Source organism: Streptosporangium sp. CA-115845, assembly GCF_050943795.1.
Lineage (GTDB): Bacteria > Actinomycetota > Actinomycetes > Streptosporangiales > Streptosporangiaceae > Streptosporangium.
On the sequence record NZ_CP191988.1, the window covers coordinates 1165154 to 1184214 of the forward strand.

Below are 19061 nucleotides of genomic sequence, written 5' to 3' on the forward strand. Positions count from 1 at the left end.
AGCGTCACAATGTCCTGTGAAAGCCGATATGTTCCGGTGACCGCGCCACGGTGCGCGCCCTACCGCAAACTTGACGTTTCCCCAGGTCATGGCTGTGTATAGCGGCGTGGGCGCGCCCCGCTGCCGCCCGATGATGGGCAACGACCCCCTGCCGGAAAACGCTGGGGAGAGCATGACGATCGCTACGGTGGGGCCGCCCTCGGCCGAGAGGGAGCGGGGCGATGTTCGCGACACCCGCGACCGGTGGTTCACGCTCGCCTGCTACGCGACCGGCCAGCTCGTGCTGCTCGGCTGGTGGCTCGCCTTCCACCCCGGGCTGATGAGCCCGGACTCCGTCACCTACGTCGCGCACGTCACGACGGGCCCCTGGGTGGCCGGCCAGTCGGTCGCCTACGACGCCCTGCTCGGCCTCTCGCTGCGGGTGACCGGCGACCTGTCCCCGGTCACCCTCGCGCAGACGGCGGCGATGGCCACCGCGCTGGCCCACCTCGCGGGCGCGCTCAGGTCGCTGGGCGTGCGCGGGCGCGGGCTGCTCGTGGCGCTGGGATGCGCGGTGCTGTCACCGCCGCTCGGCGCCTTCACGGTGACGATGTGGAAGGACGTGCCGTTCACGGTGTGCGCGGTGCTGGCCGCGGGCACCGCCGTACGGCTCGCGACCGGGCCCGCCGCGGTACGGCGCGCGGCCGGGAGCGGGACACGGGGAACGCTCAGGAACAGGGTGCTCAGGGGCGGGTGGACCTGGGATCCGCGGCTGGCCGCCCTCGGTGCCGAACTCGCCGGGCTGGGGCTGTTCAGGAACAACGGCTTCCTCGTCGCGCTGATCGCCGCGATCCTGCTGCTCCCGCTGCTGCCCGCGGCCCGCCGCTCGCTGGCGACGCTGGCCGCGGCGGCGGTGGTTGCGCCGCTGCTGTTGCTGGGCGCCGGCTACCCGGCGATGGGCATCGCGCCGCCGTCTCGCTCGTTCGCCTACCAGACGGTGTTCGGCGATCTCGCCGTGGCGTACGAGGAGCGTCCCCGGCTCTTCGACCACGAGCAGCGGGCACTCCTCGCCACGATCGCCCCGCTGCACGCCTGGCGGCGGGGGGCGACCTGCCAGACCATGGCGCGGGTCTTCTTCGACCCCGCCTTCAGCCACTCGCGGGCCGAGCAGCGGATCTCCGACGTGCTGGAACTCTGGCGCGGGCTGCTGGTCCGCGCGCCCGGTGTGATGCTGAGCGCCCGGGTCTGCCGCGCCGCGCTCGCCTGGCAGGTCGGTTCGACCTCGGGCGAGCCCGGCGGCGAGCTCTATCGCTTCTCGCTGCGCGATCCCCGGCTCCCCGACGGCTGGGCGGGCACCCCGGCGGCCTCGGCGATGCGGCAGCGGCCGTTCTCCGCCGGTCTGCGGGCCGCCGGGCTGTCCGCGCTGGACGCGAGCACGGTCAGGCAGCTTGAGTGGCTGCTCTGGCGGGCGCCCTTCTGGTGCTACCTCGGCTACGCGGCGGCCGCGCTCGTGTGGCGGCGGACCGGGAGTGGGGCGGCGCTCGCGGGGGCGGCCGTGGTCGCGGGGCAGCAGCTCGGCGTGATCCTCACCAACACCGCGCCGGACTTCCGGTTCATGGTGGCGCCGATCTTCGTCGGTGTCCTGTTCGTGCCGCTCCTGCTGCGGGAGGTACGAACCCTGCCGCCCCGGCGATGAGCGAGGAGCGCCCGCGTCAGCGGTCGATCTCGTCGAACAGCGCCTCCCAGCGGTCCAGGACGCGGGGCAGCCGGTAGGCCCTCATCCGTTCCCTGCCCCTGGCCCCCATCCGCCGGCGCAACTCGGCGTCGGACATGAGGCGCTCCAGGGCGGCGGCGAAGCTCCCCGCGTTCCCCGGTTCGGCCAGCACGCCGTTGTCGCCGTCTGTGACCAGGGTCCTGACCCCGGCCGAGGCGTCGCAGGCCACGGCGGGCAGCCCGCAGGCCGCGCCCTCGGCGAGGACCAGCCCCCATCCCTCGAAGTCGCTGCTCAGGGTGACGATGGAGGCGTCGAGGTACTCGGCCTCGACGTTCTCGACCTGCCCGCGGAAGACGATCCGGCCGCCGAGGCCGGTCTCGGCGGCCTGCGCCTCCAGCGCAGCCCTGAGCGGCCCGTCGCCGATGATGTGCAGCTCCCACGGTTCGGCGACGGCGGGGGCCGCGGCGGCGAAGGCGTCGATCAGCAGGTCGATCCGCTTCACCCTGACCAGCCGTCCCGCCGAGACGATCCGCGGGTTGCGCAGCGCGGCGGCCTGCTCGGGAAAGACACTGACCGGGTTCAGCATGGTCCCGCAGTTGGCGAGCCGGTGGTTGGTGAAGGACGCGGCGTAGTCGTCGCAGAGAAAGAGCGCCTTGTCGAGGTGCGCGTAGTGCTTCTTGATCAACCGAAGGTTCGGGGAGTCCACGGCCTCGGCGTACGACTGGTGGTACTGGCCGATCTTGGCGATGTGCGGCATGGGCAGGTCGGCGATCCAGTGGGCGGCCCAAGGCGAGGCGATGACCAGGTAGCCGCCGTCGATCCGGTCCGTCAGCCGGAGCAGCCGCTGCCTGGCGGTGGCGATCTCCTCCGGGGTCCGCCGAGCCTTCGCCCTGCGCCACGGGAGCGAGCGGGGGGCGGCCTCGGGGGCGGGTGTGTCGTACAGCGTGGCGTGCCGGTAGACGGGGTCGGCGAAGTAGGTCTGCGGCTGCCTGGAGGGGTTGATGCTGACCAACCTCACCCGGTGCCCGCGGGTGGCGAGGCCCTGGGCCAGGGTGTGGATGACCCGCTGGGACCCGCCCATCGAGTCGCCGTCGGTGCTGAGGAAGATGACGTTTCGCGCTCTCATCGCACGACCTCCGGGAAGAACGCGTCCACGACCTTGCCGCTCGCCTGCCCGTCGTCGAGGCCGCACCAGCGGGCGCGGAACTCCGCGTAGCGCCGCCCGTACCGCTCGGTGATCTCACCGAGCTCCTCCAGCGCGGCGGCCAGCTCGCCCGGGTCGCGCAGCAGCGGCCCGGGGGCGACCTCGGCCAGGTCGAAGCAGACCCCCCGCTGGGCGGAGGCGTAGCGCTCGTGGTCGTCGACGTAGTAGAGGATCGGCCGGCCGAGGCAGGCATAGTCGAACATGATCGAGGAGTAGTCCGTCACCAGCACGTCGGAGGCCAGCATCAGGTCGTTGACCTCGGGATACGCCGAGGCGTCCCGGGCCAGCCAGCCGAGCGGGTCGGGCACCGTGAAGCGGTCGTAGGGGTGGGCGCGGACGAGGACCACCCAGTCCGGGCGGAGCGTGGCGGCGAGGGCCGGCAGGTCGATCCGAAGTGATTCGCCGCTGAAACGCCCGTTGTCGCGGTACGTGGGCGCGTAGAGGACCACCCGTTTTCCGGCCGGGATCTCGAAGAACTCCCTGACCCGCCGCGCCCGCTCGCGCTGCGCCGGTTCGGCGTGCCGCACCAGCACGTCGGTACGCGGATAGCCGGCGTGCAACAGCTCGCCCTTGAAGCCGCTGGCCTCGGCGAAGTCCCGGCGGAAGTCGCGGCCCGGGGTGAGCAGCATGTCCCAGCGCGCCACCGCCTCGGTGTACTTCCTGGCCAGGGAGGGCTGCGTCCGGTGGCGGGGCTCATCCAGCCCCATCTTCTTGAACACCTGGCCGTGCCAGGTCTGCAGGTAGCGGGTGCCCCTGCGCTTGCGGTAGCAGTAGGGGAGGTTGTGGCTGTCCACCCAGTAGCCGGCGCGCGCCAGGGTCCAGGCGTAGCGGAAGGTGTCGCGCTGGACGAGGTCGACGTCCTCGGGAAAGCGCTCGGGGGCGCCCGCGTGGGACCAGACCGCGCGCAGGCCGCCCGCGCGCCGCTGCAGCTCCTCGTAGACGTAGCGCGGGTTGCCGGTGTAGCCGCTCCCCTCGGCGGACTCGAAGAGCGCCAGGCGGCGGTTGACCGGCACCGTCGCGCTGACCAGCCGGTAGAAGCGACCCAGGTTGCGGGGGGTGGCCAGGTCGGACAGCAGGTGCTGCCAGAGCTCCGCCATGCTCGGCAGGCGTCGCGCGGGCACGTGGCCGAGCCTGCGCGCCACGAGCCGGAACGGGATGTCGGCGGACGCCTCCAGGACCAGGCGGCCCGTGCCCACAGTGCCCACGGAGGTGAACGACAGGCCGGGGGACGCCAGCAGGGGCCTGGCGTTGCGGCGCTCACCCTCGTGGAGCGAGATCGTGACCGCCTGCGGTCTGACGGCGTTGTCCGGCCAGTCCAGCTCGGGCAGGGAGATCGACACCGTCGCCTCCAGGATGCCCGTCCCCTCGGGGATCTGGGTGCCCTCCGCCTCCTCCGGGTCCCACTGCCCTTCCAGCCCTCGCCGCTCCCACGCTCCCTGGGGCGGCTCGGTCACGACGGGGGCCGGCTCGAAGGGGATCGAGGTGATCGCCTTCTTCCTGCCGCCGATGTGCAGCCAGGCGGTCAGCGAGCGGCCGTCGAGCACCCGGCCGGGGTCATAGGTCCGCAGGCGCAACCGAACCTCGTCCCTCGACGCCTGCAGGTCGACGAGCTCGTGCCGGAGCAGCGCGCCGGCCAGCGGTTGCTCCGCCAGGTGCAGCTCGGTGACGTCCAGCTCGCTCCTGCCCCGCTCGCTCAGCGGGAGCGTCGCCCCCCAGAACACCCGCCCGCCTTCCGTGGTGACCGCCCGGGGCGGCACCGAGTGCCTGGCCCCCAGCTCGACGGCGGCGAGCGCCGCCTCGGCGCCGCGCCGCTCGCGGACGAGCTGGAGGCAGACCCGCTCGGCCCTGCTCAGCCGCTCGATCGCCGCGGGTTCGAGCGTGTCCACGTACGGGATGACGAGGTCGGCGAACTCGGCGATCCACGCCGGGTCACGCTGGGGCAGGTCTCCCAGGTAGAGGCGGAGGTCGTGGGAGAGGAAGCGGAAGTCCTTGTCCTCCTTGAGATCGAGGGAGTGGGCGGCGGCCAGCACGCGGTCGCTCAGCACGGCGGCCGTGACGCGCTGGCGCACGTTCTCCAGCTCGTGCCGCCGCGACGAGATCGACCTGGTCGCGGGCGTGGCGGCGAGCAGCCAGCGGTAGACGGGCCACGGTACGACGGCGAACAGCTTGCTGCGGCAGAACAGCTCCGTCGACCAGACGATGTCCTCGTGGTGGATGTCCTCGTGGAACCGGATGCCGGTGCCGTCCAGGAAGGTCCGCCGGTACAGCTTGTTGGTGGCCAGGCAGTTGAAGAGGAGTTCGGGTTCGGCGCGGATGTCGTCCACGATCCGGCGCTCCGCGAACAGCCGGGGGTACCAGAGGGTGACGGCGCCACTCGCCTCGTCGACGCGTTCCACGGTGCCCATGACGAAGTCGGCACCGGTCGCCTCCACCTCCAGCAGCAGGCTCTTGCAGGCGTGCCTGGGCAGTTCGTCGTCACTGTCGAGGAACATCAGGAAGGGCGCGCGGGCGGCGTCCATGCCCGCGTTGCGGGGGGCGCCGCAGCCGCCGCTGTTGGCGGGCAGCCGCACGTAGCGGACCCGGCCGTCCTCCTCGGTGAGCGCCTTGGCCACCGCGGGGGTGTCGTCGCCCGAGCAGTCGTCCACGACGATCACTTCGAGGTTCTTGAGCGTCTGGCCGAGTACGGAGCGCACGGCCCGGGGTAACCGGGGTGCGTCATTGTAGGTGATGACGATCACGCTGACGTCCGGGACCGTGTAACGCTGTGTCATGATGCGCAACTCCAGGGCGGCTGGGAGGAGAGCCTTGACCCGCAACGGCCGGGTAAGGCGTCATGGGATTGCCGGTTTCGGTGTTCCGCCGGTGTCTGTCGGCGTCCGTCGGTGACGGGTGGTGGATGAGCGGCCGTCAGGTCAGGGAGCCGTCGGGCCGAGGAGGACGGGGGCGTCGCGGCCGGTGCCCCTCGCGGTCCGGTGGTCCGCGCGCTCCTCGTGGTACTCCGCGTCGACGTTGACCTCCCAGACGTCGTGCCTGGCGCCGTCGACGAGGTTCTCCACGGTCAGCATCGCGGTGAGCATGGAGTGGTCCTGGTTGTTGTACCGGTGCATGCCGTTGCGGCCGACCGGGTGGATCCGCGGCCACTCCACGTCGAGATACTTCCTGAGCACCTCCACGTTGTGGACGTAGCCGGCGTCGTAGACCGGGTAGGCCTTCGGCATCCGCACCACGTAGCCCTGCTGGACCTCACCGGGGGTGACCAGGCCCAGGTGCTCCAGCTCCCGGGTGCCGAACGCGACGAGGTCGTCGTCGGGCATCCGCCATAGGTCGTCGCCCTCGTTGACGAAGTACTCCAGGCCGAGGCAGGTCCGTCCGGCCCGGACCAGGTACGGCGACCAGGAACCGTAGTTCTGCACCCGGCCGAGCCGCACCTCGGGGGAGTGGATGTAGATCCAGTTGTCGGGGAAGGAGAACCGCTCGGGGACGACCAGCGCGACGGTGAGGAAGTCGCGGTACCTCAGCCCCGCGGCCGCCTCGGCGACGATGTCCGGCACGTCGAGCCCGAACGCGTGGATCAGGGTGCTGAGCGGCATCGAGGAGATGAGGTCGTCGCAGTACACCTCACGGGTGGTGCCCTCGCCCTCGCCCGTGCGGACGGTGAGGGCCAGCCGGCCCCGGTGGCGGCGGACGCGCTCGACCCGGGTGCCGAGGCGCACCGTGGAACCCAGCTCGCGGACCCGGTCGGCGCAGGCCTCCCACATCATGCCCGGCCCCAGCTTGGGGTAGCGGAACTCCTCGATGAGGCTGGTGACCTCCTTGCTGTTCCTGCCGGGCAGCAGCGCGCGGGCGATCGCCCTGCCCAGGGAGAGGTTCCTGATCCGCTGCGCGGCCCAGTCGGCCTGGATGCTCTCCGCGGGAACGCCCCACACCTTCTCGGTGTAGGTCTTGAAGAAGATCCCGTAGAGCCGGCTGCCGAATCTGGCCGTGACCCAGCCCTCGAAGGTGGACTGGTCCGCGGGCGGCCTGATCCGGGCCCAGGCGTAGGAGCCGACACATCGTGCGGATTCGAGGACACCGAGATTGCGCAGGGCGTTGGAGGCCCTGAGCGGGTAGTCGTAGAAACGGCCCCCGTAGTGGATGCGGCTCATCCTCGGGCGGAGCAGGAAGTCCTCCTCGTCGAGGATCTCGTTCCAGAAGTCCGTCACCCGCGACACCTTCGTGAAGAAGCGGTGTCCGCCGATGTCGAAGCGCCAGCCGTCGCGTTCCTCGGTCCGGCTGATCCCGCCGACCACCCGGTCGGCTTCGAAGACCTCGCACGGGTGTCCTCGCCGGGCCAGCTCGTAGGCCGCGGTGAGCCCGGCGGGCCCCGCTCCCACGACGACTGTTGAGTCCATGCGCTTCCCCCCGCGAATGCCGTTTCCTGCGATCTCGCCCGCCTCGGTCACCCGATGGTGTCGGACGGTCAGGGGGGACCGAAGGGTCATTACGACTTACTAGGACGTGTGCATTCCCAGCCTTGACCAGGACATGGTGAAGGCGTTGCCGCACCGCGGGCCGGGGGCGGGGGCCGGCCGGGTGCGAGGGATGGTCAAGTCTCGGTCTGCTCAGTCCATCGCGGTCATATTTTGGGCGCGCCCCATCGGCCGCGAAGCCATGCTGCTGACGTGACGTCCACCTCGCGCGCACGGCCGCCGAGCCCCGCCACGCGCCCGGGACGTCCTCCACGATGAGTGGATCTTCACCTGCGTGGCGTGTCCGGTGTTCGCGCGGACGGACCGGACTGTGAGCTTTCGACTACCGGAGGACCGATCGTGGCCCCAGTGAGCATCATCGTGCCCATCTACGACGTGGAACCGTACCTTGAGGCGTGTCTGGAGTCGTTGGTCGCGCAGACCTGGAGTGACATCGAGGTCGTCATGGTGGACGACGGTTCTCCCGACTCCAGCGCGGAGATCGCCGAGGCGTTCGCCGCGCGCGACGCGCGGTTCCGGCTGATCCGGCAGGAGAACGCGGGCCTGGGCACCGCGCGCAACACCGGCATAAGACACGCCACCGGCGAGTTCCTCGCCTTTGTCGACAGCGACGACATGCTCCCGCTGACGGCGATCGAGACGATGGCGTGCAGCCTTCAGGAGAGCGGTTCCGATCTCGCCACCGGCAACGTGCTGCGTTTCAGCGGGCAGGGGGTGCGCCAGTCGGCGATGCACAAGACGATCTTCGCCAACTCCGCCCGGCGAACCCATGTGACCCGTGACGAGATCCTGCTCAAGGACCGGCTGGTCACGAACAAGCTCTGGCGCCGCTCCTTCTGGGACGAGCACGGGCTGAACTTTCCCGAGGGGGTTCTCTGGGAGGACATCGCGGTCTCCCTGCCCGCCCACTTCCTGGCCGGGGCGGTGGACGTGCTCTCCACCCCGGTCTACCTGTGGCGGGAGCGGGAGGGGGAGAGCGTCTCGATCACCCAGAACCGGGGACACGTCAAGGGGATCGAGGACCGGTTCGCCGCCGTCAACTCCGTGCGCCGCTTCCTGACCGACACCGGCAGGGCCGAGCACCTGCCCGCGTGGGACCGGATGGTGCTCGACAGCGACCTGCCGAACTTCCTGCAGGTGCTCGACCAGGCGGGCGAGGAGTCCCAGCAGCGCTTCCTCGACCTGGCCTGTGCCTACCTCGACCAGGCGGGACCGAAGGTCCTCTCGTGCATCCCCGCGCAGCGCCGGGCGAAGTGGGCGCTGGTACGACAGCGCCGGATGGACGACCTGGTCCAGCTGCTGGAGTGGGACAGGACGGTCAAGCCGACGGTCCGGGTCGGCGGTGGCGGCATACGCGGGTACCACCTCAACAGCCCGGTACCCGTCGAGCGGTCCGCCATCCGGATGCGCGAGGAGCTTGACCTGCGGCAGCGGGTGGACAGCCTGAGCTGGAAGGACGACCGGCTGATCGTCGAGGGCAGGGTCTCGCTGCGCTACCTGCGTCCCCGCCGGCGGATCCAGCAGCACGTCTTCGCCTGGCTGGTCCCCGAGGGGGCCGGGCGCAGGATCCGGCTCCCGGTCACGGTCAAACGTGGCCTGTCGCTGGTGGACACGGGCCCGCGCAGGCGCAAGGACTGGTGCGGGTTCCGGCTGGCCGTCGACCCGGCCGGGCTTCCCGCCGGCTCGTCCTGGCATGTCGACCTGTGCGTACTGTCCCGGGGCCTGCTGCGGAGAGGCAGGCTGGCCCAGCCGAGTCCGGCCGCGCGGCGGCTGGAGCTCACCGAGGACTCCTCGGGGAGCGTGGCGTGGACGGAGTGGACGCCGGCCGAGGAGTTCAGGCTCAGGGTGGAGCGGCCCGGCGGCCGGGTCACCGGTCACCGGGTGGCCGAGGGCAGGCTGCGGGTCACCGGCCGGTGCGGCGACGACCTCGGCGCCGCACCGGTGCTGCGGCTGACCCGGCCGCAGGGCGGCCGCGACCGGCGCTACCCGATGGCCGTCTCGGACGGCACCTTCGAAGCGGTGATCGACCTCGACGAGGTGCTGTCCGAGCGCTGGCCAGGCCTGGACCCGGCGAGCCTGGAGATGAGCGCGCTCAGCCCCGGGGCCGAATGGCACTTCGAGGTCGTCCCGGAGCAGGGTGACGCCCGGCCGCTGATCGTCGAGCGTGACGTGGAGCGCGGCCTGCACCGGCTCCGCGGCCGGGACGTGGTGCTCGACAGGTCGCGGACGGGCGGGCTGGTGCTGCGCGAGCAGCGGCCGACGTTCTACGTGGAGCGGGTGGAGTGGACCGAGCGGGGGCACCTGGCGCTGACCGGGGCCGCGATGCGCCCCATCGACGGCCAGGCGTGGCTGGTCCTCACCTCGCGCAACCGGTTCAACGAGCGGCTCTTCCCGATCGTCGGCGGCAGCGCCACGGTGACGCCCGAGGGGACCGCCACGCTCGGCGGGTGGCTACCGCTGCCGGCGGGCACGCACGGTTTCGCGATCCGTACCGACGCGGGCGACATGCGGGTCGAGTTCCGGCTGTCCGCGCCGCTGGAGCACGTCTCCGCCACCCGTACGTTCACCTTCGACACCGACCTGACCTCCGAGGCCGTCTTCACGGTGAGTGACGACCTGCGCGCCTCGGGCAGGCCGAAGCAGCAGCGACTGCTGCGCGAGGACTTCTATCCGGCCAAGTGCCAGGAGGCGCTGCGGCCCGCCGTCCTCTTCGACAGCTACGCCGGCAGGCAGTTCTCCGACAGCCCGAAGGCGATCTACGAGGAGCTGGTGCGGCGGGGCGCCGACCTGGAGTTCATGTGGGTGGTCAGGGACGGGCAGGTGGAGCTGCCCGAGGGGGTGGCGCCGATCCGGCGGTACGGGCGGGAGTTCTACGAGGCGCTGGCCCGCTGCCGGTACATCGTCACCAACAGCCACCTGCCCTCCTGGTTCGAGCGCAGACCGGACCAGACGGTGCTGCAGACCTGGCGCGGCACCCCGCTGAAGCGCGTCGGTTTCGACATCGAGAAGGTGCTGTTCGCCAGGCCCGACCACCACGAGCGGCTGGCCAGGACCGTCGCCAGGTGGAGCCACCTGATCTCGCCGAGCCCCTGGTGCACCTCGGTCCTGGACAGCGCCCTGCGGTTCGAGGGGGAGATCCTGGAGATCGGCTCTCCCCGGGCCGACCTGCTCCGCCGCGACGGAGCCGCCGAGATCCGGGAGCGGCTCGGCCTGCCCGAGGGCAGGAAGGTGATTCTGTACGCCCCGACGTGGCGCGACGACAAGTTCTACAGCAGGGGGCGCTACCGGCTCGACCTGCGTCTGGACCTGCAGCGGATGTCCGAGGAACTCGGTGACGACCATGTGCTCATGATCCGCAAGCACCCGAGCGTCACCGACAGGGTGCCCCGGGTCGGCAGGGACTTCGTCCTCGATGTCTCGATATATCCGGATATCCAGGAGCTTTACCTGGTCGCGGACATGCTGATCACGGACTACTCGTCGGCGATGTTCGACTTCGCGGTGACCGGCAAGCCGATGCTGTTCTACACCTATGACCTGGAGCGCTACCGCGACGAGGTGCGCGGCTTCAACTTCGACTTCGAGGCCGAGGCCCCGGGCCCGCTGCTGCGCACGACCGAGGAGGTCGTGGAAGCCGTGCGGGACGTCGACGAGGTGCGCACCAAGTACCTGAGGCTGTACGACGCCTTCACCGCCAGGTTCTGCCCGCTGGAGGACGGCGGCGCGTCGGCGCGGGCGGTGGACCGGATCTTCCGGTAGCCGCGCCCGCCTCGCGAGCTCGGCGGGCCCGGAGCGGAGGCGACCGGTGGTTCCGGGGCGGAGGCGACCGGTGGTTCCGGGGCGGAGGCGACCGACGGTCCCGGAGAAAGGCCGGGGAACCCCTCCCCGGCCTTTCATGTCTCCAAAGCAGCCGATCACTGTGGCGCGGGTCGGTCAAGAAGTGGCATGGAGATCTTCTAGTAGTTACAGAGCGTAGATGACAGGAGACGTGGCGTGGCCATGCTGGGACGCATGAGGGCCTATTCGTTGGACGACGTCCACGCGACCCGGAAACGAAAAGACTCCTGGTGGACCGTTTTCCTGGTTGACCCGGTGGCGTGCAGGCTCACCCTGCTCGTCGCCAACCACACGTCCATCACCCCCAACGGGCTCACTCGTTTCTCCCTGATCCTCGGGATGTGCTCGGCGATCTGCTTCGCGGCCGGACGGCTGGTGCCGGGGGCACTGCTGTTCTACCTGAGCTTCATGGTCGACTGCATGGACGGGAAGATCGCCCGGCTCAAGGGGACGGGCACCGCGTTCGGACTCTGGCTCGACTACGTGGGCGACCGGATCAGGGTGGTCTGCTGCGCCGCGGGGCTGGCGTCCGGGCAGTACGCGGTGACGGGGGACATCGCCTACATCCTGCTCGGCGCGGGGGTGGCGGTGCTCGACCTGTTCCGTTACGTGAACGCGCCGCAGATGAAGCGCGTGCGCGAGGTGGTCAAGGAGAACCGGCTCGGCCGCCTGGCGGCCGTCGAGTCCGTGGTGGCCCCGGGACACGTCAGGCCCGCGGAGGCCGTGGTGGCCGCCGGGCACGTCAGGCCCGTCGAGGTCGTCATGCCCCGCGAGGCCATCACGCCCCGCGAGCCGATGCGGATCGTCCCCTTCGAGGAACGGAGGCCGAGGCCGCGGGGCGGCAAGCGGCAGAGGCTGCCCCGCAGGTTCGGCCGCCTGCTGGCCCGCCACCGGGTGCGGAGCCATCTGATCAGCGGCATCGAGTTCCACGCCGCGGTGTTCGTGGTCGCCCCGCTGGTCGGGAGGGTCGCCCTGGTGCCCCTCGCGGTCGCCTCCGGGGCGATGCTTCTGCTGAACGAGGTCTTCCTGATCTATCGAATGTGGCTCTTCTCCCGGGTGGTGCCCGCCGCGCCGCTGGTGGAGAAGGTGCCGCGCGTATCTGTTTGACCAAGCTTTACGGGGGTTCGTTGTCATGCAGTCCGACCGCCCGATCTTCGTGATCGGTTGTCCACGTTCAGGCACCACCATGTTGCAGCTGATGCTGCACTCGCATCCACGTATCGCGGTGCCTCCGGAGACACGGTTCGTGGTGCCCGGCTACTACCGCAGGTTCTCCTTCGGGGACCTGCGCGAGGAACGGAACCGGCGCAGGGTCGGCCGGTGGATCGTGAGCGACAAGGACACCAAGTTCAAGGAGCTCAAGCTCGACGGGGACAGGCTGATCGACGACATCGTCGCGGGGCCGCCGACGCTGGGCTCGGCGATGGGCATCACCTTCCGCTCGTACGCCGAGCAGTACGGCAAGAGCCGCTGGGGTGACAAGCGGCCCAGCTACTACCACCATGTGGACCTGTTGACCCGGCTCTTCCCCGACGCCCAGTTCGTGCACCTGATCAGGGACGGCCGTGACTGTGTGGCGTCGCTGAAGGAGATGCCCTGGTACACCAAGGACGTCTTCCACGCGGTGGTCAACTGGAGTGAGGCGATCGACTACGGCCGCCACCACGCCAAGAAGCTCCCCGCCGACAGCTACTACGAGCTGCGCTACGAGGACCTGACCGCCTACCCGGAGACCGAGCTGAGCAAGCTCTGCGAGTTCCTCGGCGAGAACTACGACCCGGCGATGTCCGAGCCGTACCACGTCGCCAGGGTGGCGATCCCGCAGCACAAGGTCTGGCACAGCAACACCCACGGCGATGTCACGACCGCCAGGGCGGGTTCGTGGAAGGCCAGGCTGGAGCCCTGGGAGATCTCGGTCTGTGAGACGGTCCTGGCCGAGCGGCTGACCGCCAACGGCTACGAGCTGAGCGGCGCGCCCAAGGCGGGCAAGGCCCACATCCAGGCGTGTGAGAAGGCCGCCTCCAAACGGCGCTGGGCGCGCAGGCGCAAGGAGTTCCGCGACCGCGTCAACCGGTTCCGCGAGCCGAGCCCGGTGGCCGCGAGGCTCACCAGCCGGCAGCTCGGCGAACTGGCGAAGGTCTGACGTGAAGCCCGACCGCCCGATCTTCATCCTGGGCTGTCCCCGCTCGGGGACGACGATGCTGCAGCTGATGCTGCACGCCCACCCGCGCGTCGCCATCCCGCCGGAGACCCGGTTCATGGTCTCCACCTACCAGCGGCGGCTCCAGTTCGGCGACCTCAACGACGCGGAGCACCGGCGCGAGCTGGCCGAGTGGGTGGTCGACCGGCGCCAGACGCGCTTCCACGAGCTGAACCTGGACCGCGACGAGGTGCTCGGGCAGATCGTCGACGGGCCGCCGACGCTCGGCTCCGCGCTGGGCATCGTGTTGCGCGCCTACGCGACCAGGCACGGCAAGCCGCGCTGGGGTGACAAGCGGCCCTCGTACTTCCAGTACACCGACGTGCTGCTCCGGCTCTTTCCCGACGCCCAGTTCGTGCACCTGGTCAGGGACGGCCGTGACTGCGTGGCGTCGCTGAAGGAGATGCCCTGGTACAACGGGAGCGTCTACAGCGCGGTCTCCGCCTGGGCCGAGGCGATCGACTTCGCCAGGCACGGCGCGCCGAGGCTCCCCGAGGGCAGCTACCACGAGCTGCGCTACGAGGACCTGACCGCCGAGCCGGAGGCTCACCTGCGCAGGCTGTGCGAGTTCCTCGGCGAGGACTTCCATCCGGCCATGTGCGACCCGGCCGCGGTGGCCGGCGTCGCCGTACCCGCCAGAAAGACCTGGCACGCGCGCACCTACGGCGAGGTGACCACCGCGCGGACCGGCTCCTGGCGCGATCGGCTCGACCCCGGCGAGGTCTCGCTCTGCGAGAGCGTGCTCGGCGACCGCCTGGAGACCTACGGGTACGAGCTCAGCGGGGCGCCGAGGATCGAGACCTCTCGGCTGGTCTCCTACGAGCGGACCGCGGCCAAGCGGAAGCTGGCCCGGGTCAAGCGGATCACCTTTGACCGGCTGATGCGGCTCCGCGAGCCGAATCCGCTGGGGGCGCGGCTCACCTCCGCCCAGATCGTGCTGGCGGGAGTGCCGATGCCACGCAACGAGCCGGTGGCGGTCACCGGGTGACCTGCTCGAACAGGGCCTCCCACCGATCCAGCACGCGATCGGGCCGGAACGCCTCGACGTGAGCGCGGGCGGCGGCTCCCAACCGCCGCCGCTCCTCGGCCGAGGCCATCAGCTCGGCCAGCGCGGCGGCGAGCGCGGTCACGTCGGCCGGGGGCACCAGCACCCCGGTCTCTCCGTCCAGTACGAGTGACCTGATCCCCCCCGACACGTCGAACGCCACCGAGGGCACCCCGTAGGACGCCGCCTCGCCGACCACCAGCGGCAGCCCCTCGTGCTCGCTGGCCAGCGCCAGCACCGACCCGCCCAGATACTCCTCGCCCATCAGGGGCGCGGGCACCGTGCCACGGAAGACCACCCGGTCGCTCACCTCGCATTCCGCGGCGTGCGAGGTGAGCCGCTGCCGCTCGGTCCCCTCACCGATCAGGTGCAGCTCCCAGCCCTCGCCCGCCTCGCGACGGGCCTCGGCGAGGTCCGCTCGCACCTCGGGCTCGCCGGGGGCGGAACGGCCACAGGCCTGGGCGAAGGCCGAGATCAGCCGGTCGAACCGCTTCACGCCCTCCAGCCTGCCGATCCCGAGCACCCGGCGGGCGGTCAGCTCGGCGGTCCCCGACGGCCAGGCGAACAGCGGGTTCGGGATGGACCAGGTGTTGGGCAGCAGCGCGTGCTCGGCGAAGAGCCACGCGTCCCGCTCGCTGAGAAAGACCGCCTTCTCCAGGGTGCCGTAGTGGTCGCGGACCGAGTCGAGGTGCCAGGAGCCCCGCGCGTGCTCGTACGACCCGTGGTACTGCCCGATCGGCAGCAGCCGCTCGGGCAGCAGGGCCCTGATCCGGGCGACCACGCTGGGCGAGGAGAGTACGGCGAACCCCGGTCCCACCTCGCGCAGCAGCCTGCCGAGCTCCCGGTGCTCACGGCGCCGGCCCAGCGGTGACAGCGTGCTCACCGGAGTGCGGTGGATCACGTGGCTGGTGTAACGCGGACGCTCCACGTAGCGGAACGGGCTCCTGGCGCGGTGCAGTCCGATCACGTGCACCTCGCGGCCCCGTTCGGCGAGCCCCTGAGCCACGGTGTGGGTGACCCGCTGGACGCCGCCCAGGGTGTCGGCGTCCACGCAGGCGAACACGACCGCCCCCGCGCGCCCGCCGCTCACCCTGACCACCTGGGCAGCTGGATCGGCCGCCGCACCCCCGGTAGATGCCCCAGCCCGCCAGGAGGGTGCCGCTCCCGCCCGCCGGGCGCCCGGGGAGCCTGCGCGGGTACCTGGGCCGAGGGGAGGCCGAAGAAGGCGTCCACCACCTTCGCCGAGGCGTGGCCCTTCTCCTCCGCGCACCACATCCTGCGGAACGCGATGTACCTGGCGGCGAAGGAGACGGTCACGCCGTCGAGGTCGCGCAGCGCCTCGATCAGCTCCTCGGTGGTGGTCAGGCAGGGGCCGGGGGCGATCGCGGGCAGGTCGTGGTAGACCCCGCGTTCCACCCTGCGGTACTCGTCCCAGTCATCGATCAGGAACAGCATCGGCCGCCCGGTGATCGCGTAGTCGCACATCAGCGACGAGTAGTCGGTCAGCAGCGCGTCCGAGAGCAGTATCAGGTCGTTGACCTCGGGGTACGACCCGGCCTCGCGGACGAAGTGGCGCAGCTGCTCGGGTACCTCGAACCGCTCGACCGGGTGGGTGCGCAGGACCACCGTCCAGTCGCCGGCCAGGGCCTCGGCCATCGCGGACAGGTCGGCTCTGACCGACTCGCCGGACCCCTTGGCCCGGTCGCGGTAGGTGGGTGCGTACAGCAGCACCCTGGACCAGTGCGGGATCTCCAGCCGCTCCCTCGCCCGCCTGGCCGCCTCCCGGTCACCGTGCACGAGCACGTCGCAGCGGGGCGAGCCGTGGCGCAGCAGCCGCCCCCGGTAGCCGTTGGAGGGCACGAACACCCGCTCGAACTCGGCGCTGGGCGAGACCAGCGCGTCCCAGCGCTCCACCGCGGCCCGCCAGGTCGCCCTCGGCCCGTCGAAGTCGGCGCGCAGGTCGGGCGCGTCGAAGCCGACCGACTTGATGCCCTGGCCGTGCCAGGTCTGCAGGTAGCGGGTGCGCGGCGGCTTGGGATAGGCCAGCGGCATGCCGTGGCTGTCGACCCAGTAGCCCGCCCTGGCCATGGTCCAGATGTGCCGCCAGCTCATCCGCCGTACCAGCCTGGCGTCGGGAGGAAAGCCGTGCGCGGCCCCGGCCGCCGACCAGACCACCCGCAACGGCGTGCCCCGCCGCCTGAGCTCCTCGTAGATGTAGCGCGGGTTCCCGGTGTACCCGGCGCCGACGTCGGACTCGAACAGGGCCAGATCCCGGCGGGGCGGCAGTACGGAGATCAGCCCTTTGTAGACGCGGAGCTTCACCTTGGGGCCGTCCATCCTGCGCAGCAGCCTCAGGCCGGCCCGCCCCACCCGGGCCAGTTGCCTGAGCGCTCCCCGGCGGCGCCAGCGCAACCGCAGGAACGCGGCGATCCCCTCCGCGCCGACGGTGACCTCGTGCCACGGGACGACGACGACGAACGGCGGGCTGGACGAATCGACCAGCAGCTGGTCGGAGGTGATCCTCCCGTCGGGGTTGACGATCTCGACCACCGGCTCGTGGCGGCCGTCGCAGCCCAGGCGGCCGGGGCTGAGCGCGGCGAGGTCGATCGTCGTCTCGCTCAGCAGACCGCCGTCGTCCCGCTCGCGCGGCGACAGCCGTATCCGGTGCCTCCCGGCACGCAGGAACGCGGTCCAGCCGGGGGTGGCGGCGAGCACCCCGAACGGGTCGTACGTCCTGATCACCAGCCTGAGCACGGTGCCCTCGCCGGTGACGACCGCCTCGTGGCGCAACCTGGAGGCGCTGTAGGGCAGCTCGGCCATCCGGAGCGAGGTGATCTCCCGCATCTCGTCGGGGACCGTGCCCCAGTAGGTGCGTCCCTCCTCGCGCAGGGCGACGCGCGGCGGTGCCTTCGGCCCGTTCAGCGAGGCGGCGGCCACCAGGAGTTCGTCAGGCCGGTCGGCGAGGATGAAACTACAGCAGACCCTGATGAGCGGGTCGATCGTCTCGAACACCACCGGGTCGAGCTCGCACAGGTAGGGGCGGATCACCGAGACGAACTCCTCGACCCACGCGAGGTCCCGCGCGGGCAGCGGGTTGAGGTAGACCCGCAGGTCCTGGCGGAGGAACCGGCGCTGCCGCTCGTGCACCAGGTCACCGAGGCCGTTGTCGCGCAGGATGTCGTCGCTCAGCCGGGCCGCCCTGATTCTGGAGCGGACGTTGGACATGTCGGTCAGGCTCAGCGAGATCGACAGCCGCGCGTCGCTCTCCGCCGAGGCCCGGTGCCAGAGGTAGACCACCCACGGAACCACGGCGAACCGCCGCGCCGCGCAGTACAGGGCGGTGCTGAAGACGTGGTCCTCGTAGTGCATGTCCTCGGGGAACGGCAACCGCCGGAGCAACTCGGCCCGGTAGAGCTTGTTGGTGCTGAAGGAGTCGAGGAACATCTCCGGCTCCTCGGCGATCCCCTCGACGGTCCTGCGTCTGGCGAACAGGGCCGGGTAGTATCGCGCGGTCTTCCCGCTCTTCTCGTACAGCCGGGTGATCTGCCCGGTGACGAAGTCGGCACCGGTCCGCTCGATCTCCAGCAGCATGCTCTTGCAGGCGTGCCGGGTCAGCTCGTCGTCGCTGTCCAGGAACATCACGTACGGGGCCCGCGCCGCCGCCACACCCCTGTTCCGCGGGGTCCCGCACCCCCCGCTGTTGACCTCCCCGCGCAGGTAGCGGACCCGCGCGTCCTTCCGCTGCAGCTCTCGGGCGACCTGCTCGGTCTCGTCGGTGCTGGCGTCGTCGGCGATGATCACCTCGACGTTGCGCAGCGACTGCCGGAGCACGGACCGCACGGCCCTGGGCAGCCTGGCGGCATCGTTGTAGGTAATCACCACAACACTGCACTCCGGGACATTGATCACACCCCGGGGTATCCCCGAGAAAAAGTAACCGGTTGTCCTACTTGTCCACTGATAACACTCTTTTTGACGCTCTATGAGACAGGCAGTCCCGCTTCGACCGGTCCGCCACCGTCTGACGCCGGCCAGGATCAAGCGCGGCGAGGGTGGGCCGGGGGCCGCTCATCGGTACAGGGCTGTGCGGGGTGGAAGGTCGAAAGCGGCGTACCCGCGGAGCCTGTGGTCCCCTACGTCAGGGACATCCTGTGCAGGGCGTCGATGGCGAGGCGGTAGCCGTCCACGCCGAGGCCGACGATGGTGCCGCGTGCGACGGGGGAGATGTACGAGTGGTGGCGGAAGGACTCGCGGCGGTGCACGTTGGAGATGTGCACCTCGACGACTGGGAGTTCGGTGCCCTCGATGGCATCGTGCAGGGCGATCGAGGTATGGGTGTAGGCCCCGGGGTTGAAGACCGCGCCGATGACCTCACCGGCCTTGACGCGCGCCCCGGCCTCGTGGATCCAGTCGATCAGCCGGCCCTCGTGGTTGGACTGACGGAAGAGAAGGTCCAGGCCGAGCCGGGTGGCCTCCTCGCGGCACAGTTCCTCGACGTCCGGCAGCGTCATGGTGCCGTAGACCTCGGGTCTGCGGGTGCCGAGGAGGTTCAGGTTCGGGCCGTTGAGCACGTATACGCCGGTCACTAGAACCTCCCGAGGATGCTCCGGCCT

At 70.8% G+C, this 19061-nt stretch carries 11 protein-coding genes; 5 read left to right on the top strand and 6 right to left on the bottom strand.

Going from position 1 to position 19061, the window contains the following annotated elements; genetic code table 11:
• Positions 1–88: 88 nt before the first annotated feature.
• Positions 89–1675, top strand: a complete 1587-nt coding sequence (locus ACQP0P_RS07685; RefSeq protein ID WP_433372794.1) for a hypothetical protein — start codon at positions 89–91, stop codon at positions 1673–1675.
• A gap of 16 nt (positions 1676–1691) precedes the next feature.
• Here ACQP0P_RS07685 and ACQP0P_RS07690 read toward each other — a convergent pair whose 3' ends face one another.
• From ACQP0P_RS07690 to ACQP0P_RS07700, 3 genes are all read right to left on the bottom strand, one after another.
• Complete coding sequence (locus ACQP0P_RS07690; RefSeq protein ID WP_433372797.1) at positions 1692–2819, bottom strand: glycosyltransferase; 1128 nt, start codon at positions 2817–2819, stop codon at positions 1692–1694.
• Positions 2816–5668 (bottom strand): bifunctional glycosyltransferase/CDP-glycerol:glycerophosphate glycerophosphotransferase, encoded by a 2853-nt coding sequence (locus tag ACQP0P_RS07695; RefSeq protein ID WP_433372800.1) that lies wholly within the window; start codon positions 5666–5668, stop codon positions 2816–2818. The genes ACQP0P_RS07690 and ACQP0P_RS07695 overlap by 4 nt, the downstream gene beginning before the upstream one ends.
• Before the next feature lie 141 nt (positions 5669–5809).
• On the bottom strand, positions 5810–7288 hold the full coding sequence (locus tag ACQP0P_RS07700) for an NAD(P)/FAD-dependent oxidoreductase (RefSeq protein ID WP_433372803.1): 1479 nt from the start codon (positions 7286–7288) through the stop codon (positions 5810–5812).
• 426 nt (positions 7289–7714) lie between these two features.
• Here ACQP0P_RS07700 and ACQP0P_RS07705 point away from each other — a divergent pair, with 426 nt between their 5' ends.
• The 4 genes from ACQP0P_RS07705 to ACQP0P_RS07720 all read left to right on the top strand — a co-directional run bounded on the left by ACQP0P_RS07705 (position 7715) and on the right by ACQP0P_RS07720 (position 14391).
• A complete protein-coding gene (locus tag ACQP0P_RS07705) occupies positions 7715–11125 on the top strand; it encodes a bifunctional glycosyltransferase/CDP-glycerol:glycerophosphate glycerophosphotransferase (RefSeq protein WP_433372806.1) in 3411 nt (1136 codons plus the stop codon).
• Between the two features lie 252 nt (positions 11126–11377).
• Complete coding sequence (locus ACQP0P_RS07710) at positions 11378–12310, top strand: CDP-alcohol phosphatidyltransferase family protein (protein WP_433372809.1); 933 nt, start codon at positions 11378–11380, stop codon at positions 12308–12310.
• A gap of 79 nt (positions 12311–12389) precedes the next feature.
• Complete coding sequence (locus tag ACQP0P_RS07715; protein ID WP_433372812.1) at positions 12390–13346, top strand: sulfotransferase family protein; 957 nt, start codon at positions 12390–12392, stop codon at positions 13344–13346.
• A gap of 1 nt (position 13347) precedes the next feature.
• Positions 13348–14391: a sulfotransferase family protein gene (locus ACQP0P_RS07720; protein ID WP_433372814.1), complete on the top strand. Its 1044-nt coding sequence runs from the start codon at positions 13348–13350 to the stop codon at positions 14389–14391.
• On the opposite strand, the gene ACQP0P_RS07725 is transcribed toward ACQP0P_RS07720, so the two are convergent.
• The 3 genes from ACQP0P_RS07725 to aroQ form a co-directional block, all read right to left on the bottom strand.
• Positions 14381–15538, bottom strand: coding sequence for a glycosyltransferase (locus ACQP0P_RS07725; protein ID WP_433372817.1), 1158 nt, complete (start codon positions 15536–15538; stop codon positions 14381–14383). The genes ACQP0P_RS07720 and ACQP0P_RS07725 overlap by 11 nt on opposite strands.
• Positions 15535–18327 (bottom strand): bifunctional glycosyltransferase/CDP-glycerol:glycerophosphate glycerophosphotransferase, encoded by a 2793-nt coding sequence (locus ACQP0P_RS07730; protein ID WP_433372820.1) that lies wholly within the window; start codon positions 18325–18327, stop codon positions 15535–15537. The genes ACQP0P_RS07725 and ACQP0P_RS07730 overlap by 4 nt, the downstream gene beginning before the upstream one ends.
• 254 nt (positions 18328–18581) lie before the next feature.
• Positions 18582–19034: a type II 3-dehydroquinate dehydratase gene (aroQ, locus tag ACQP0P_RS07735; RefSeq protein WP_433372823.1), complete on the bottom strand. Its 453-nt coding sequence runs from the start codon at positions 19032–19034 to the stop codon at positions 18582–18584.
• Positions 19035–19061: the final 27 nt, after the last annotated feature.

What these genes read in the sequence shown, in the direction of transcription:
- ACQP0P_RS07685 (WP_433372794.1), top strand. Translation starts at nt 89, where the DNA reads ATGGCTGTGTATAGCGGCGTGGGCGCGCCCCGCTGCCGCCCGATGATG.
- ACQP0P_RS07690 (WP_433372797.1), bottom strand. Translation starts at nt 2,819, where the DNA reads ATGAGAGCGCGAAACGTCATCTTCCTCAGCACCGACGGCGACTCGATG.
- ACQP0P_RS07695 (WP_433372800.1), bottom strand. Translation starts at nt 5,668, where the DNA reads ATGACACAGCGTTACACGGTCCCGGACGTCAGCGTGATCGTCATCACC.
- ACQP0P_RS07700 (WP_433372803.1), bottom strand. Translation starts at nt 7,288, where the DNA reads ATGGACTCAACAGTCGTCGTGGGAGCGGGGCCCGCCGGGCTCACCGCG.
- ACQP0P_RS07710 (WP_433372809.1), top strand. Translation starts at nt 11,378, where the DNA reads ATGAGGGCCTATTCGTTGGACGACGTCCACGCGACCCGGAAACGAAAA.
- ACQP0P_RS07715 (WP_433372812.1), top strand. Translation starts at nt 12,390, where the DNA reads ATGTTGCAGCTGATGCTGCACTCGCATCCACGTATCGCGGTGCCTCCG.